We start from the raw sequence: 15,411 nt of genomic DNA, 5'->3' as shown, positions 1-15,411 counted from the left end.
AAAATCGAAAGGATGTGAATATATGGCAGATTTCAGCACGGAAGAAGGAAAGGCAGCGAATAAAAACGGTATATTGCGGGCACTTTTCGTCGGGCTGGCACTGATCATTCAGATTCTTCTGATCATCTCCTTTTTTACGAGACTGAGCCGGTACGCGGAGTGGGTACAGAATGTGACGGAGGTGATCGCACTGCTCATGGTGCTTGTCATCTACGGGCAGCATAAGACGAGCTCGATGAAGATGCCGTGGATCATCCTCATCATGGCGTTTCCGGTGTTCGGTATCGTCCTGTACTTCCTCATCGGTCTCGATGTGTCGACACGGAAGATGCGGGAGCGTTACCAGAAAATCGATCATGTGCTGTTCCTGGCACTGAAGGATACTGCGGATCCGGCGGATCTGGAAGCGTTGAAAAAGGAGAATCCGGCAGCGGCCTCCATCGCACAGTATCTTCAGAATTATGCCTCCTACCCGGTTTACCGGAACACGGATGTCGAGTATTACGATGATGCCGCGAAGGGCCTGGAGGCGCAGCTTCGCGATCTTCGGAAGGCGAAGCAGTTCATCTTCATGGAGTACCATGCCATCGAGGATAAGGAGTCCTGGTGGCGTATCGAAGAGGTGCTCGTCGAGCGTGTGAAGGCCGGCGTCCATGTGCGTGTGTTCTATGATGATATGGGTTCCATCGGCTTCATCACGACGGATTTCGTGAAGAAGATGGAGCGACTCGGGATTCACTGCCGTGTATTTAATCCGTTCGCACCAGGCGCAAACCTCTTCCTGAATTACCGTGATCACCGAAAGATCACCGTCATCGATAACCGTGTCGGCTTCACCGGTGGCTATAATCTCGCCAATGAGTATTTCAATGTGACACACCCATACGGGCAGTGGAAGGACAGCGGTATCCGCATCGAGGGACCAGCGGTGCAGAGCATGACCCTCACCTTCCTCGAGATGTGGAATGCTGTCCGCGCGACCGACTGGGACGACCCGGATGCGCTTCGTTTCCTGAAGAGCTATCACTATACCGCGAAGGAGCCGACGGGCTTCATCCAGCCGTATGCCGACAGTCCGATGGATGACGAGCAGGTCGGGGAGAATGTCTACATCAGTATGGCGAACAAAGCAGAGAAGTACTGCTACTTCATCACACCGTATCTGATCATCACGGATGAGATGAACCATGCACTCGGACTCGCGGCGAAGCGAGGTGTGGATGTGCGGATCATCACGCCGGGTATCCCGGATAAGCGGATGGTCTACGGTGTCACTCGCTCCTTCTATAACGGCCTCGTGCGGAATGGTGTCCGCATCTTCGAGTGGACGCCGGGCTTCTGCCATGCGAAGATGAGCGTGGCCGATGATCGGATGGCGACCTGCGGTACCATCAACCTTGACTATCGTTCCCTGTATCACCACTTCGAGAACGGCTGCTTCCTGGCGGACTGCTCCGCGGTACAGGAGATCAAGGCGGACTTCGACCGTACATTTAAGGAGTGCCGTGAGGTGACGGATGAATACCGCATCGGCCGCCGAGGCACCTTTAAGCGACTGTGGCAGCTCTTTCTTCGTCTCTTTGCAGAGCTGATGTGATGCTGGAGAACAGGTATATGGGAATTTCTTTTGTAGTAAACAGCGTGCTGCTCGGCGTCGGTCTGGCGATGGATGCCTTTTCCGTATCGATGGCGGATGGGCTCTCGAATCCGAAGATGCCGCGCGCGGAGATGGGCCGGATCGCCGGCTGCTTCGCGTTCTTCCAGTGGCTTATGCCGATGCTCGGCTGGGTGCTGGTCCACACGATCGTGCTGTACTTTCAGGCCTTTCAGAAGCTGATTCCATGGATCGCGCTGATTCTTCTCTGCTATATCGGTGGCAGCATGCTGCTGGAGGGGATTCGGAACCCGGAGGGAGAGGAGTGTGGCATCGAAGAGACGGATGCGAAGCTTCCGCTCGGGAAGCTCGCGATGCAGGGCGTCGCTACCTCGATCGATGCACTTTCGGTCGGCTTCACGATTTCGGAGTACCACCTGATGGAAGCATTGGCCGCGACCATCCTCATCGCGGTCGTGACCTTTGTGATCTGTAGCGGCGGACTCCAGATCGGACGCGTGGCCGGCACGAAGCTGAGCGGTAAGGCGGCCATCCTCGGCGGTGTGATCCTGATCGGCATCGGGATCGAGATTTTCGTCAGCGGTCTGTTTTTCGGATGAGCTGCTCACCAGCGGTATCTGCCGATCATGACAGAATAGTCGTACGTATGATAACAGCCAGTGGCCTTTCGACCGCTGGCTGTTCTTGTAGGCATGAGTGAAGCACACGTGGCGCGGCGTCTTCTGTGAATCAGTCGTCTCTCCCAAAAAGCGAAGCGAGTGCATACAGCGCGCCGCCGAGGCAGATCGCGATGTCACCGATGTTCACGATGATCTTTTTCAGGCTTCCGATGCGGATGTTCAGGTAGTCCGTGACTTCGCCATGCATTCCGCGGTCGAGAACGTTACTGAGCGCACCGCCGATCACGATGGACATGCCGAGCTTCCGGAGCTTATAGCGCTTCGGGAAGTAGGCGGTCATATACTGGAGTCCACCGGCGAGGAAGCCGACCGCGGCCATGGAGCTCAGCTTTACGAACTCCGGATATTCCTTGAGATGCCCCTTCGAGAAGCCCGGATTATGTGCGCGCATGATCTGCACATAGCCCTTCGTGCCTGGCATCTCGCGAGGGAAGTTCTCCTCCGGCTCGGTATCGATCGCTGTCTTAAACATCTGGTCGATGGAGCAGATGAGGCTCGCAATCGCCGTATAGTGCATGAACTCACCTGAAATCGTCCAGATCAGATGTGTGGTCTTCATATTCTTGATCAGTCCCATAAGGCACCTCCTTTTATAAACTATATTATATCAGTTTTTTTCGATCCTGACGACGTTTCCGGCGCACCCGGTTGATATATCGCTCGAAGGCACCGCTGTTCAGATACTCCGCGAGCACATACTGATCATAGGTCGGAACAGTGCAGGAGTAGAAGCTGATCTTTGCCTTCAGCTCCGCCGCCCACTTCTTCGGGAGCAGCATATAACCGGTTCGGATCGCCGGGGAGATGGTTTTCGTGAAGGTGTTCATATAGATGACCGTCTCCTCTGGTGCCAGCGAAAAGAGCGTGTCCTCCGATTTCGTCGAGGGTGAGAATTCGGAGGCGTAATCATCCTCGATGATCATAGCCTGGCGCTGCTTCGCCCAGGAGATGTACTCCTGTCGCTTGCCGGCCGTCGCCGTCACACCGCTCGGATAGGAGTCGAAGGGTGTCACATGCAGTACGCCTGCGTTCGAACGCCGGAGCTCACTCGAGTGAATGCCGTGATGGCCGAGCTTCAGAAGCTCGCAGTGCGCACCGTTCGCCTCATACACCCTCCGTATCTTTTCGTAGGAAGGATCCTCCAGCGCATAGACCCGCTCACGCCCGAGCATCTGTACGATCAGGCTGTAGAGGTACTCGGATCCGGCTCCCACGATGATCTGCGAAACATCGACATGGATGCCTCGGCTCCGCTGCAGGTAGCGCGCGATGCTCTCGCGGAAGTAGAGTGTTCCCTCGTTCGGTGAGCGCTGCATGCACTCCTCCGCATATTCCGACAGTACGCGCCGCATCGTCCGTGCGAAGCCCGCGAAGGAAAGCTCTGTGGCGGCTGCCTCGTACTGATCCGTCGCCGGTACGCCTTCTGCCTGGGTCAATGCAGAGATCATGGTTCCGCCCGCTGCTTCTGCTGAAGCTCGGAAGGTCATATTCTCTGCCGGCCGACTGTCTCCGGTGGCGACGAAAGAGCCGGAAGGCGTGCCATCTGCGTGCCGGCCGTCTGCATCGTCCGAAGCATCCCCGACGGGGAAGGCATCCTCTGAGCGGTAGCAGACGAAGTAACCGCTGCGCTCGCGCGCCTCGATGTAGCCCTCGTCGATGAGGAGATTATAAGCGTGCTCCACCGTGATGACCGAGGTATCGGTCTGCTCCGCCATCGTCCGCTTCGACGGTACGCGCTCACCGAGCGCATAGGCGCCACTCGTGATGTCGCCGCGGAGTGCTTCGTAAATCTTCAGATAGGCTGGTCGTTTCGTTTCATCTGCTGGTCGCATAACTTCTCTTTTCTGACGTGAAAATCTATAATCAGATTATAACATGAAAATTTCGATGTGCGAAATCGGCATCAGCGTATATACTATAGCTTCAGAACCAACAGGACATATAGGAATCAAATGATGGAAATATCAGAACAGATGACACAGAAGCTGATCGAGTGGTATGCGGAGAAGCGCCGGATCCTCCCGTGGCGTGAGAATCCGACCCCGTACCATGTGTGGATCTCCGAGATCATGCTGCAGCAGACCCGGGTAGATACCGTGAAGGGCTACTATGCACGCTTTCTCGCGAGCTGCCCGGATATCCGTGCGCTGGCAGAGGCCCCGGAGGACGTCTACATGAAGCTCTGGGAGGGGCTCGGCTACTACTCCCGCGTGCGGAATATGCATAAGGCGGCAGAGGAGATTATGACAGCGTATGGCGGGGAGATGCCGGGAAGCTATGAGAAGCTTCTCGGGATCACAGGCATCGGACCGTATACCGCGGCGGCCATCGCCTCCATCGCCTTCGGGGAGAAAGTACCGGCGGTCGATGGAAACCTCCTGCGCGTATTCGCCCGGCTCAGCGCGTATCCGGAGAATATCAAGACGGAGAAGGCACGAAAGGTGGCTGCCGAATACTACCTTCGCTGGATGCCGGAGGGCGTACGCACCACGCAGGGTACGGCGTCAGCAGAAAAATGTCTTGAGACAGCGCGTCTGTCACTGACGGATACGGGGGCGGGCGTTCCGGATGCAGACCGTGTTGCAGAGCGGGCGACGTGTGCTGCTCACGGTTTCTACACACCGGGCAGCTTTAACCAGGCCCTCATGGATCTTGGGGCGACGATCTGCCTCCCGAACCGTGCACCGCTCTGCACAGACTGCCCGCTCCGGGACTTCTGCACGGCGCACGCCCGTGGAGAAGAGACCGCCTACCCTGTCATGCCAGAGAAGAAGGCACGTCGCATCGAGGACCGCACGGTTTTTCTGATTCATGACGCAGGAAGAATCGTCATCGGCAAGCGACCGCCGAAAGGCCTGCTCGCAAGCCTCTATGAGTTTCCGAACACCGAAGGCCACCTCTCCGAAGCGGACGCCCTCCGGTATGTGGCCGGCCTCGGCATCCAGGCGCTCCGCATCCGCCCGCTGCCGGCCGCGAAGCACATCTTCAGCCACATCGAGTGGCACATGATCGGCTACGCCATCACCGTTGACGAACTCGCCCCCTTCGACAGCGATCAGCTCCTCCTCGTCTCTCTGAAGGAGCTCGCCGAAACCTACTCGATCCCTTCCGCCTTCGCCGCCTATCGCAGCCTGCTCCCGGAAGAGGGATGAGAAGCAGGAAAGCCCGGAGTACTGTGCTTCTGGTGGCAGCCCTCCGGGCGCTCCTGTCCTGGTCACACGAGACCGGAAAGCCCGGAAAACACAGGTCTTTTCGCAGAAACCTTGCTAGTCATACCGCGTTTTGTTATAATATCGTTTGCTATTGCCCTCAGGTGAGGTCTCTGTACACGCCCGGGAGCCGGCAAATTTTATATAATAAAGGAAGATTTTCCAATGAACAAGAAGATGAAGGGTGCACTGGGACTTCTGGCAGTGCTGGCGATTACCGTCGGTTTCTGCTTCCTCGGAGTTCATGGTGCGAAGGACATTAAGCTGGGCCTGGATCTGAACGGCGGTGTTTCCATCACCTACCAGACCACCGAAGACAACCCGACCTCTGAGCAGATGTCGGATACCGTCTATAAGCTCCAGCTGAAGGCACAGGGCTACTCGACCGAGGCCCAGGTTTACCAGGAGGGAAGCAATCGTATCAACATCGATATCCCTGGTGCAACCGATGCAAATGAAATTCTCGAGGAGCTCGGTGAGCCGGGTACACTCCAGTTCGCAGATTCGCAGGGCCAGGTGCTCCTGACCGGTGATGATGTAAAGAACGCAAGTGCGGGTATGACGGATCAGAACGGATCCCGTCAGTATATCATCCAGCTTCAGTTTAACGAGGCCGGTGCGAAGAAGTTTGCAGATGCAACTGCTGCCAATGTCGGTAAGCCACTCTACATCATCTATAACGATCAGATCATCTCCGCACCGAACGTACAGGAAGCTATCACGGGTGGACAGGCCTCCATTACCGGTATTACCGACTACGATGAGGCGACCCGTATCGCCTCCACGATCCGTATCGGTGCACTTCCGGTACAGCTCACGGAGCTTCGTTCGAACGTGATCGGTGCAACCCTCGGACAGGAAGCGATTTCGACCTCCCTTCGTGCAGGTCTCGTCGGCCTCGTCCTCGTTATGCTCTTTATGATCGCGGTATACAGACTGCCGGGCTTCGTAGCATCCCTTGCGCTGATCATGTATACCGGCCTCGAGCTCGTGCTTCTGCAGGCCTTTGAGGTCACCCTGACACTCCCGGGTATCGCCGGTATCATCCTTTCTGTCGGTATGGCAGTGGATGCCAATGTCATCATCTTCACACGTATGAAGGAAGAGCTGGGCGCCGGCCGCACGATCGAGCAGGCCGTGAAGGCGGGTTACAGCAAGGCACTTTCTGCCATCATCGATGGTAATGTTACGACCCTCATCGCAGCAGCCGTTCTCTACCTGAGAGGCTCCGGAACCGTCAAGGGCTTCGCAACGACCCTGGCGATCGGTATCGTGATCTCCCTGATCACGGCACTTTTCGTTACGAGAGCACTCCTTGCATGCTTTATCAGCTTCGGCTGCACGAGCCCGGCACTCTATGGTGTACGTAAGGATGTGAAGATCCTTGATTTCATCAAGTTCCGTAAGATCGCCTACACCATCTCCGCGGTGGTTATCATCGCAGGCTTCCTGTTCATGGGCATGAATAAGGCTTCTCTCGGAAACCTGTTCAACTATGACCTCGATTTCCAGGGTGGTTCTTCTACGAACGTCACCTTCAACGAGGACATGTCCCTTGAGGAGATCGATGCGAAGGTTGCACCGATCTTCAAGAACATCACCGGTGGTACCGCGTCCGTACAGGCTTCGAAGGTTGCCGGCACGAACGAGGTCATCATCAAGACCAGAACACTGACGACTGAGGAGCGTACCGAGCTCTATAAGGATCTCGTCGACGAGTTCCAGGTAGATGAAGCGAAGATTACGACCGAGAACATCTCCGGTGCCGTATCGAAGGAGATGAAGGCGGATGCCGTCTGGGCATTCCTGATCGCCATCGTCTGCATGCTGATCTACATCTGGATCCGTTTCAAGGATATCAAGTTTGCATCCGCAGCGGTTATGGCACTGACGCACGATGTTCTGATCACGACCGCGTTCTATGCAGCACTGAAGTGGGCCGTGGGTTCTACGTTTATCGCCTGCATCCTGACCATCGTGGGTTATTCGATCAATGCAACCATCGTTGTATTCGACCGTATCCGTGAGAATCTCGAGGATCCGACGAAGCGTGGTGATCTGGCAAATGTTGTGAATGACGCAATCTCCCAGACCTTCACCCGTTCGATCAATACCTCCCTCACCACCTTCATCATGGTGCTGGTACTCTTCGTGATGGGTGTATCCTCCATCCGCGACTTCACCATGCCGCTGATGGTTGGTATCGTCTCCGGATGCTGGTCTTCCGTAACGATCGCAGGTCCGCTCTGGTATGACCTCAGCATGTACGCTGCGAAGAAGAAGGCAGCGAAGAAGGCCGCCGAGAAGGCAGCGAAGGTTGAAAAGAAGTCACAGAAGATGCAGAAGGGCCGGCAGGTTTAAGCCCCGCGGCTTTCGACAGAGCGCTTGACGTATCTGTAAATCTCCGTTACATTAGAGACCGGTCCATTTGGACCGGTCTTTTTGTAGCTATACATAACTGAAATCCTGGCCAAGGGGTCAGACCCCCTCTCGGAGGGATGCATCCCACTTACGCCTTTCAGAAAGGGGGTCAGACCCCCATATGTTATGGATTCTTCATGAGGGAAGCCCTATCAAAAAATGGAACTATGCGCGCCGGGCTGCTTTCCCGGTCTGCGTTTGAGAGAATCAAGCAATCGAGGTTCAGAGAATGAAGTATGAAATTGTCGCGACCAGCGGACGCGCGAAATCCGCTCACATGGAGACGGTACATGGAAACATCGAAACACCGGTCTTCATGAATGTCGGCACGGTCGCTGCCATCAAGGGCGGCGTGTCGACGGATGATCTTCGGGAGATCGGCACCCAGGTCGAGCTTAGCAACACCTACCATCTCCACGTGCGTACCGGCGATCAGCTCATCAAGGAGTTCGGCGGTCTTCATCAGTTTATGAACTGGGATCGTCCGATCCTGACCGACTCCGGCGGATTCCAGGTCTTCTCCCTGGCCGGTACCGGACGAAAGATCAAGGAGGAGGGGGTCACCTTCCACAGTCACATCGACGGTCGCCGTATCTTTATGGGACCGGAGGAGTCGATGCAGATCCAGTCAAATCTCGGCTCGACCATCGCGATGGCCTTTGACGAGTGCCCGCCGGCCCTCGAGGACCGGAAGTACATCGTGCCATCCGTCGAGCGTACGACCCGCTGGCTGCAGCGCTGTAAGGATGAGATGGCCCGTCTCAACAGTCTGCCGGATACCGTGAATAAGGAGCAGCTCCTGTTCGCCATCAACCAGGGTGGTATCTTCGAGGACATCCGTACGGCGCATGCCGATACGATTTCAGCGATGAACCTCGATGGTTATGCCGTCGGCGGCCTCGCGGTCGGTGAGACCCACGAGCAGATGTACCACATCCTCGATGTCGTGGTGCCGCATCTGCCGAAGGAGAAGCCGACCTACCTTATGGGTGTCGGTACCCCGGCGAACATCATCGAAGCCGTGGACAGAGGCATTGACTTCTTCGACTGTGTATATCCGTCGAGAAACGGACGTCATGGTCATGTCTACACGCATAAGGGGAAAATCAATCTCTTCAACCAGAAGTATGAGCTCGACCATCGTCCGATCGAGGAGGGCTGCAAGTGCCCGGTATGTGCCGGACGGAAGCTTGCGGATGGCAGCTACACCGGCGGCTACAGCCGTGCGTACATCCGTCACCTCCTGAAGGCGAAGGAGATTCTCGGTATGCGTATGTGCGTACTGCATAATCTGTACTTCTACAACCACCTGACCGAGGAAATCCGCGGTGCGATCCGTGGAGGCTACTGGGACAGCTGGAAGGCGGAGGCCCTCGATAAGCTCGAGACCTACGACCGTGGCGAAGAATAATATACTGTTACCAAACTGATTTTTCGAAAAATCACCCCCACACAAAATGGTTTGATTGCGTAAAAAAATTATGCTATCATGACTTCATACTATTTTGGGAGAGTATAGACCGTCGATAATCGGAATCGGAGACAGGATGAACGCGATACTTTATGAGTCAATCAATACGGCAGAGGAGCAGCTGAAGGTCAGTCTGGACTGGCATGATGACCCGGAAATCATCTATTTTAAAAACGGGCACTACAAGCTGACCCTGAACCTCCGGGAGTATGAGATCCAGGATGAGTGCATCTGCATCGTGAACGCTGGCGTGCTGCGCAAGCTCGAGTCCATCGGGACGAAGGGCAATGCCTACTCCCTCCGCTTTCATCTCGCGGATCTCTGCTTCCGTCAGGCGGAGGACCCGGTCAATACCGCCCTGCTCGAGCCACTCGCCGGCGGACAGCTCTGCTTTTCGGATTTTATCACCGTGTCAGATTTCGGCTTCCTGCAGATCCTGCGCCTGTTTAACGAGATGGTGCGCCGCTTCCGGGACTACGGAACGAAGACGGAGCAGGAGGACAGCAGTATCCGGACCTATGCGCTGCCGGCGGTCGCCGATCAGCTGATGATCATGGCCGACCTTCTGCGCCTCATCGCCATGTTCGATGCGAACGGCCTCGTTCACGAACGCGAGGAGAGCGACTCCGAGAAGCAGGTGCTCGCCATCAAGGAGACCATTCAGTACATCCGTGCGCACTACCAGGAGAAGATTTATGTCCGGAACCTCTCGGAGCTCACCGGACTCAACGAGCAGTACTTCATCCGCTTCTTCGGAAGCGTAACCGGCGAGTCTCCGCTCGATTATATCAATGCTTATCGCGTGGAGCAGGCGGCCCGCCTCCTGAAGGACTCCGACACCCATGTCTATGAGATCGCGGAGCGGTGCGGCTTCCATAATATCGGAAACTTCATCAAGATCTTCCGGTCCTTCATGGGACAGACACCACATAAATATCGTAAACAGTTTGGAAGAGAGGACGATTAAACCATGACCTTATACTATCCTGCAATTATTCGTAATAAGACGAGCGAAGGCTATCGTGTCGATTTCCTGGACCTCGACGACTGCTACGGCGTCGGCCCGACCGAAGAGGAAGCCCTCGCCGATGCCCGCTATAACGCCATCAACTGGATCCAGCTCGAACTCGAGGACACCAACGACCTCCCACCACACACCGTACAGGCGGATGTTCACCTGGCACCAGGTGAGAAATACATCGACATGATGATCATCATGCCGCGTGAAGGCTGGGACGAGTAGACAATTTTAGATTTTTCCGAACTCGAAGTACTTTGTTTCCAGGGCCTGCCCGCCGGGCCTCCGATACCATGATTTCGCCCCTTGCAAAGGGGTACTCCCTGTGCTATAGTATCTCGGAACTAAGGACCGCACGGATAGGAGGAACCATGTCTACTCTTCTTAAAAATGCATCGATTTTCACGAAACAGGGCTTTCGAAAGCAGGACGTTCTGATCTCTGATCACAGAGTACTGTTTACAGATTCCATTGATAATTTAACAGCTGATACCATTGATACCGTTTATGATTTAAACGGTTTGTTCATGATTCCGGGCTTCGTTGATGTACATGTACATTTGCGTGAGCCCGGTTTTTCGTATAAGGAAACGATCCGCACCGGCACCGATGCCGCGGCGCATGGCGGCTATACCGCGGTCTGCGCGATGCCGAATCTGAAGCCGGCACCGTCGAGCCTCGCGAACCTGCAGCCGGAGCTTGAGGCGATCCGGAAGGATGCACTGGTGCATGTCTACCCGTATGGCACCATCACCGAGCAGCAGACCGGACGCGGAGCCCTCGGAAAGATGGAGGAGATCGCGCCGTATGTGATCGCCTACTCCGATGACGGAAAGGGCATGCAGGACGAAGCCTCTATGCGGGAGGCGATGCAGCGGGCGAAGCGCCTCGACCGTATGATCGTCGCGCACTGCGAGGATGAGCGTGAGCTCGTACCGGGCGGCTGCATCCATGACGGTGAGTATGCACGTCTGCACCACCATATCGGCATCAACTCCGCGTCTGAGTGGAAGCAGGTTGAGCGCGATGTACGTCTCGCGGCAGAGACGGGTGTGCGTTACCATGTCTGCCATATTTCCACGAAGGAATCTGTGGATATCATCCGCGAAGCAAAGAAGGACGGCACCCACGTGACCGGTGAGACTGGCCCGCACTATCTGATGTTTACGGATATGGATCTTCAGGAGTCTGGCAGCTGGAAGATGAATCCGCCGATCCGCAGCGCGGAGGACCGTCATGCGCTCCTCGAGGGCATCAAGGACGGCACCATCGACTGCATCATCACAGACCATGCACCGCACAGTGCGGAGGAGAAGTCGAGAGGACTTGATCAGGCCTCCTTCGGTATCGTCGGACTGGAGACCTGCTTCCCGGCACTGTACCGGAATCTCGTGCTGCGTGACCCGGAGCATCCGGCATCCGGGAAGGGCGCGATCACACTGGAGAAGCTCATCGAGCTCATGTGCGTGAACCCGCGTCAGATCTTCGGTATCGCCGGCCCGCAGTACATCGAGGATGGCGTCGAAGCGGATCTCACGATCCTCGACCTCGATAAGGTATGGACCGTCGACAGTACGAAGTTCTACTCACAAGGACACAGCACCCTCTACGATGGTATGGAGGTGCAGGGTGAGGTCGTGAAGACCTTCGTCGGCGGCCGCGAGGTCTATGACCGCGAAAAGGGCATCGAGCGTTGACTGGCTGACCGAAATGGCATTGATCACAAAAACGCATCGTACGACCGCATACATGGTATCATTTGATTACCAGGCAGAGCCCGCAGGGCGCGGACGAAGCCTTTTTATCAGAATACAGAACAGGAGGAGAATCAGAGACCTATGAAGGACGTTGAATTTAAAGTACTGAGCAACGAAATGATCGCCCAGGACATCTTCCGTATGACGCTGGACGGCGACACCTCGGACATCACGAAGCCGGGGCAGTTCGTCGAAATCAAGATCCCGGGACGCTATCTCCGTCGCCCGATTTCCGTGTGTGACTGGAGCGAGGGGAAACTGACCCTGATCTATAAGGTCGTCGGTGAGGGCACCGAGGATCTGAGCTTCCTGGAGCCGGGCGAGTACCTGACCGCACTGACCGGCCTCGGCAACGGCTATGACCTCCGGAATATCCCGAAGAACCCGGTCATCGCCGGCGGCGGTGTCGGTGTACCGCCGATGTACGCACTGGCGAAGGCACTGAAGCAGCAGGGCATCACCCCGTATGTAGCCCTCGGCTTCAACTCGAAGGACGATGTGTTCTATGAGCAGGAGTTCCGTGCGCTCGGGGTGCCGGTCAATGTCGCCACCGTCGATGGCAGTCACGGCGCGAAGGGCTTCGTCACCGACATCTTCGGTGATCACCACGACTACGCCTTCGCCTGCGGCCCGGAGCCGATGCTGAAGGCCGTATACAACAGCGTAAAGGATGGACAGTTCAGCTTCGAGGCACGCATGGGCTGCGGCTTCGGTGCCTGCATGGGCTGCAGCAAGAAGACGAAGCACGGCTTCAAGCGCGTCTGCAAGGATGGCCCTATTTTCACATGGGAGGAGATCGTATGGTAGATATCACGACAGAGCTTTCTGGCATCAAACTGACAAACCCGGTCATTCCGGCCTCTGGAACCTTCGGCTACGGAAAGGAATACTGGGATCTCTATGATCTCGATATCCTCGGCTCCATCTCCTTCAAGGGAACGACGGTCGAGGAGCGTTACGGCAACGAGCTTCCGCGTATCGCTGAGTGCCCGTCCGGTATGATCAACTCCGTCGGCCTCCAGAATCCAGGCATGCACGAGGTCATCGAGAAGGAGCTTCCGGAGCTTCGGGAGCACTTCCACAAGCCACTCGTAGCGAACATCTCCGGCTTCAGTATCCCGGAGTACGTACAGCTCGCGGAGGCCATGAGTGAGGTGCCGGAGGTCGGTATCCTCGAGGTCAATGTCTCCTGCCCGAACGTACATGGCGGTGGCATGGCCTTCGGTACCAGCGCAGAAAACGTGGCGGCGGTCACCCGTGAGGTGAAGAAGGTCGCGAAGAAGCCGGTGTATATCAAGCTGAGCCCGAACGTCACCGACATCGTATCGATCGCGAAGGCGGCAGAAGAGGCCGGCGCAGACGGTCTCGCCCTCATCAACACCCTGCTCGGCATGCGTATCGACATCCGTCGTCGCCAGCCGGTGATCAAGAACAGGATGGGCGGCTTCTCCGGTCCGGCGATCTTCCCGGTTGCGGTCCGTATGGTCTACCAGGTATCGCACGCGGTGAAGCTTCCAGTCATCGGTATGGGCGGTGTCTCCACGGCGAAGGACGTCATCGAGATGATGATGGCCGGTGCCAGTGCGGTCGAGGTCGGCGCTGCGAACCTCGTGAATCCGTATGTCTGCCGTGACATCATCGAGGACCTGCCGGAGGTATGCGCGGAGCTCGGCATCGAGCGCCTCAGCGACATCATCGGCTGCGTGGAATAAATATTTAATATATAGGAGGAATATATGGGTAAGGACGTAATTATTGCACTGGATTTTCCGAGCGCGGAGGAAACCTACCGCTTTCTCGATCAGTTCACCGGCCGCAAGCCGTTCGTAAAGATCGGTATGGAGCTTTTCTATGCCGAGGGACCACAGATCGTGCGTGAGATCAAAAAGCGCGGTCACAAGGTCTTCCTCGATCTGAAGCTCCACGATATCCCGAACACCGTGAAGGGCGGCATGCAGTCCCTGCGTGATCTCGGCGTCGACATGACGAACGTACATGCGAGCGGCGGTATCCGCATGATGAAGGCGGCGGTCGAGGGACTCACGAGAGAGGATGGCACCCGTCCGATCCTGATCGCGGTGACACAGCTCACCTCTACCTCCCAGGAGACCATGACCGAGGAGCTGCTCATCGATCGTCCGATCGCAGACGTCGTCGTACAGTATGCGAAGAACGCGCAGGCAGCCGGACTCGAGGGCGTCGTATGCTCGCCGCTCGAGGCAGGTCGTATCCATGAGGAGGTCGGTGCAGACTTCCAGACCATCACCCCGGGTATCCGTTTCGCAGGCGATGCGGTCGGTGATCAGGCACGTGTGACGACCCCGGCGAAGGCACGTGAGATCGGCTCTGATTACATCGTGGTCGGCCGCTCCATCACGGCAGCCGCCGATCCGGTCGCGGCGTACGAGCGCGCGATGGCGGATTTCGTCGGCTGAGACGCTGTGGCGCTTCGTGATGATGTGAAGCCGGAAGCATTGGACGCAGGAACATAAGAACAGAAGAAACAGATCGGTGTCCGAAGCACGGCCGCTGATCCGCTTAGAATAAGGAGTATGACTATGGCAACGAAGGAAGATATCGCAAGAGGTCTGTTATCGATTAAGGCAGTATTTTTAAAGCCGGACGATCCATTTACCTGGGCGTCGGGCATCAAGTCCCCGATCTACTGTGACAACCGTCTGGTACTGAGCTACCCGGAGGTTCGTTCCCTCGTAGAGCATGCCATCGCCGATAAGGTGAAGGAGCTCTACCCGGAGGCAGAGGCACTCGAGGGCACCAGCACCGCGGGTATCGCACATGCAGCGATCGCAGCGGACATCCTCGGACTCCCGATGGGCTATGTGCGTGGTTCTGCGAAGGATCACGGCCGCAAGAACCAGATCGAGGGAAGACTCGAGAAGGGTGAGAAGGTCGTCGTGATCGAGGATCTGATCTCCACCGGTGGTTCCGTGCTCGACTGCGTGGAGCCACTTCGTGAGGCCGGCGCAGAGGTGCTCGGCATCGTGTCCATCTTCACCTATGGCATGCAGAAGGGCATCGACCGCCTGAGCGCAGCGAACGTGGTGAACACCTCGCTCTGCGACCTCGACACGCTCGTCAAGGTAGCGGTTGAAGAGAACTACATCAAGCCGGAGGATGAGGCGAAGCTGCTCAAGTTCCGTGATAATCCTTCCGACGAATCCTGGATGACCCACAAGGGATAAAACATACATACATGAGACATTGGCATAAGATATAAGA

At 56.4% G+C, this 15,411-nt stretch carries 14 protein-coding genes; 12 read left to right on the top strand and 2 right to left on the bottom strand.

The window, feature by feature from the left end; translation table 11 throughout:
• The first annotated feature begins 22 nt into the window (after positions 1-22).
• Together cls and ACTQ52_RS06255 are read left to right on the top strand one after the other, a co-directional pair.
• Complete coding sequence (gene cls, locus ACTQ52_RS06260; RefSeq protein WP_441982089.1) at positions 23-1,597, top strand: cardiolipin synthase; 1,575 nt, start codon at positions 23-25, stop codon at positions 1,595-1,597.
• A gap of 17 nt (positions 1,598-1,614) precedes the next feature.
• Complete coding sequence (locus ACTQ52_RS06255; RefSeq protein WP_441982088.1) at positions 1,615-2,214, top strand: manganese efflux pump MntP; 600 nt, start codon at positions 1,615-1,617, stop codon at positions 2,212-2,214.
• A 130-nt stretch (positions 2,215-2,344) separates the two neighbouring features.
• On the opposite strand, the gene ACTQ52_RS06250 is transcribed toward ACTQ52_RS06255, so the two are convergent.
• On the bottom strand, positions 2,345-2,872 hold the full coding sequence (locus tag ACTQ52_RS06250) for a signal peptidase II (protein WP_410042397.1): 528 nt from the start codon (positions 2,870-2,872) through the stop codon (positions 2,345-2,347).
• A 25-nt stretch (positions 2,873-2,897) separates the two neighbouring features.
• Positions 2,898-4,127 (bottom strand): MocR-like pyridoxine biosynthesis transcription factor PdxR, encoded by a 1,230-nt coding sequence (gene pdxR / locus ACTQ52_RS06245; RefSeq protein WP_441226179.1) that lies wholly within the window; start codon positions 4,125-4,127, stop codon positions 2,898-2,900.
• A 120-nt stretch (positions 4,128-4,247) separates the two neighbouring features.
• Here pdxR and ACTQ52_RS06240 point away from each other — a divergent pair, with 120 nt between their 5' ends.
• The 10 genes from ACTQ52_RS06240 to pyrE all read left to right on the top strand — a co-directional run bounded on the left by ACTQ52_RS06240 (position 4,248) and on the right by pyrE (position 15,374).
• On the top strand, positions 4,248-5,447 hold the full coding sequence (locus ACTQ52_RS06240; RefSeq protein WP_441982087.1) for an A/G-specific adenine glycosylase: 1,200 nt from the start codon (positions 4,248-4,250) through the stop codon (positions 5,445-5,447).
• Positions 5,448-5,669: 222 nt separating this feature from the next.
• Complete coding sequence (secD, locus tag ACTQ52_RS06235; protein WP_441982086.1) at positions 5,670-7,865, top strand: protein translocase subunit SecD; 2,196 nt, start codon at positions 5,670-5,672, stop codon at positions 7,863-7,865.
• A gap of 289 nt (positions 7,866-8,154) precedes the next feature.
• Positions 8,155-9,336 (top strand): tRNA guanosine(34) transglycosylase Tgt, encoded by a 1,182-nt coding sequence (gene tgt / locus ACTQ52_RS06230; RefSeq protein ID WP_410042401.1) that lies wholly within the window; start codon positions 8,155-8,157, stop codon positions 9,334-9,336.
• 136 nt (positions 9,337-9,472) lie between these two features.
• Positions 9,473-10,363 (top strand): helix-turn-helix transcriptional regulator, encoded by an 891-nt coding sequence (locus ACTQ52_RS06225; protein ID WP_441982085.1) that lies wholly within the window; start codon positions 9,473-9,475, stop codon positions 10,361-10,363.
• Between the two features lie 3 nt (positions 10,364-10,366).
• Positions 10,367-10,639: a type II toxin-antitoxin system HicB family antitoxin gene (locus ACTQ52_RS06220; RefSeq protein WP_441982084.1), complete on the top strand. Its 273-nt coding sequence runs from the start codon at positions 10,367-10,369 to the stop codon at positions 10,637-10,639.
• A gap of 146 nt (positions 10,640-10,785) precedes the next feature.
• Entirely contained in the window at positions 10,786-12,111 is a 1,326-nt protein-coding gene (locus tag ACTQ52_RS06215) for a dihydroorotase (RefSeq protein ID WP_441982083.1), read from the top strand.
• Between the two features lie 141 nt (positions 12,112-12,252).
• Entirely contained in the window at positions 12,253-12,978 is a 726-nt protein-coding gene (locus tag ACTQ52_RS06210; protein ID WP_441982082.1) for a dihydroorotate dehydrogenase electron transfer subunit, read from the top strand.
• Complete coding sequence (locus ACTQ52_RS06205) at positions 12,972-13,883, top strand: dihydroorotate dehydrogenase (RefSeq protein WP_410042406.1); 912 nt, start codon at positions 12,972-12,974, stop codon at positions 13,881-13,883. Before ACTQ52_RS06210 ends, ACTQ52_RS06205 begins: the two co-directional genes overlap by 7 nt.
• Positions 13,884-13,907: 24 nt before the next feature.
• Positions 13,908-14,606 (top strand): orotidine-5'-phosphate decarboxylase, encoded by a 699-nt coding sequence (gene pyrF, locus ACTQ52_RS06200; RefSeq protein ID WP_410042407.1) that lies wholly within the window; start codon positions 13,908-13,910, stop codon positions 14,604-14,606.
• A gap of 123 nt (positions 14,607-14,729) precedes the next feature.
• On the top strand, positions 14,730-15,374 hold the full coding sequence (gene pyrE / locus ACTQ52_RS06195; RefSeq protein WP_410042408.1) for an orotate phosphoribosyltransferase: 645 nt from the start codon (positions 14,730-14,732) through the stop codon (positions 15,372-15,374).
• The last annotated feature ends 37 nt before the right edge of the window (positions 15,375-15,411 follow it).

This window comes from Oribacterium sp. Sow4_G1_1 (genome assembly GCF_052116105.1).
In the GTDB taxonomy this organism is placed as follows: domain Bacteria; phylum Bacillota; class Clostridia; order Lachnospirales; family Lachnospiraceae; genus Oribacterium.
Note: the sequence above shows the minus strand (reverse complement) of the source record. Positions and strands in the feature narration are given on the sequence as shown.

Bases quoted from the DNA above. Each gene is read 5' to 3' on its own strand.
- ACTQ52_RS06240 (WP_441982087.1), top strand. From the start codon at position 4,248: ATGATGGAAATATCAGAACAGATGACACAGAAGCTGATCGAGTGGTAT.
- tgt (WP_410042401.1), top strand. From the start codon at position 8,155: ATGAAGTATGAAATTGTCGCGACCAGCGGACGCGCGAAATCCGCTCAC.
- pdxR (WP_441226179.1), bottom strand. From the start codon at position 4,127: ATGCGACCAGCAGATGAAACGAAACGACCAGCCTATCTGAAGATTTAC.
- ACTQ52_RS06205 (WP_410042406.1), top strand. From the start codon at position 12,972: ATGGTAGATATCACGACAGAGCTTTCTGGCATCAAACTGACAAACCCG.
- ACTQ52_RS06255 (WP_441982088.1), top strand. From the start codon at position 1,615: ATGGGAATTTCTTTTGTAGTAAACAGCGTGCTGCTCGGCGTCGGTCTG.
- pyrF (WP_410042407.1), top strand. From the start codon at position 13,908: ATGGGTAAGGACGTAATTATTGCACTGGATTTTCCGAGCGCGGAGGAA.
- ACTQ52_RS06225 (WP_441982085.1), top strand. From the start codon at position 9,473: ATGAACGCGATACTTTATGAGTCAATCAATACGGCAGAGGAGCAGCTG.
- ACTQ52_RS06210 (WP_441982082.1), top strand. From the start codon at position 12,253: ATGAAGGACGTTGAATTTAAAGTACTGAGCAACGAAATGATCGCCCAG.
- cls (WP_441982089.1), top strand. From the start codon at position 23: ATGGCAGATTTCAGCACGGAAGAAGGAAAGGCAGCGAATAAAAACGGT.
- pyrE (WP_410042408.1), top strand. From the start codon at position 14,730: ATGGCAACGAAGGAAGATATCGCAAGAGGTCTGTTATCGATTAAGGCA.
- ACTQ52_RS06250 (WP_410042397.1), bottom strand. From the start codon at position 2,872: ATGGGACTGATCAAGAATATGAAGACCACACATCTGATCTGGACGATT.
- ACTQ52_RS06220 (WP_441982084.1), top strand. From the start codon at position 10,367: ATGACCTTATACTATCCTGCAATTATTCGTAATAAGACGAGCGAAGGC.
- secD (WP_441982086.1), top strand. From the start codon at position 5,670: ATGAACAAGAAGATGAAGGGTGCACTGGGACTTCTGGCAGTGCTGGCG.
- ACTQ52_RS06215 (WP_441982083.1), top strand. From the start codon at position 10,786: ATGTCTACTCTTCTTAAAAATGCATCGATTTTCACGAAACAGGGCTTT.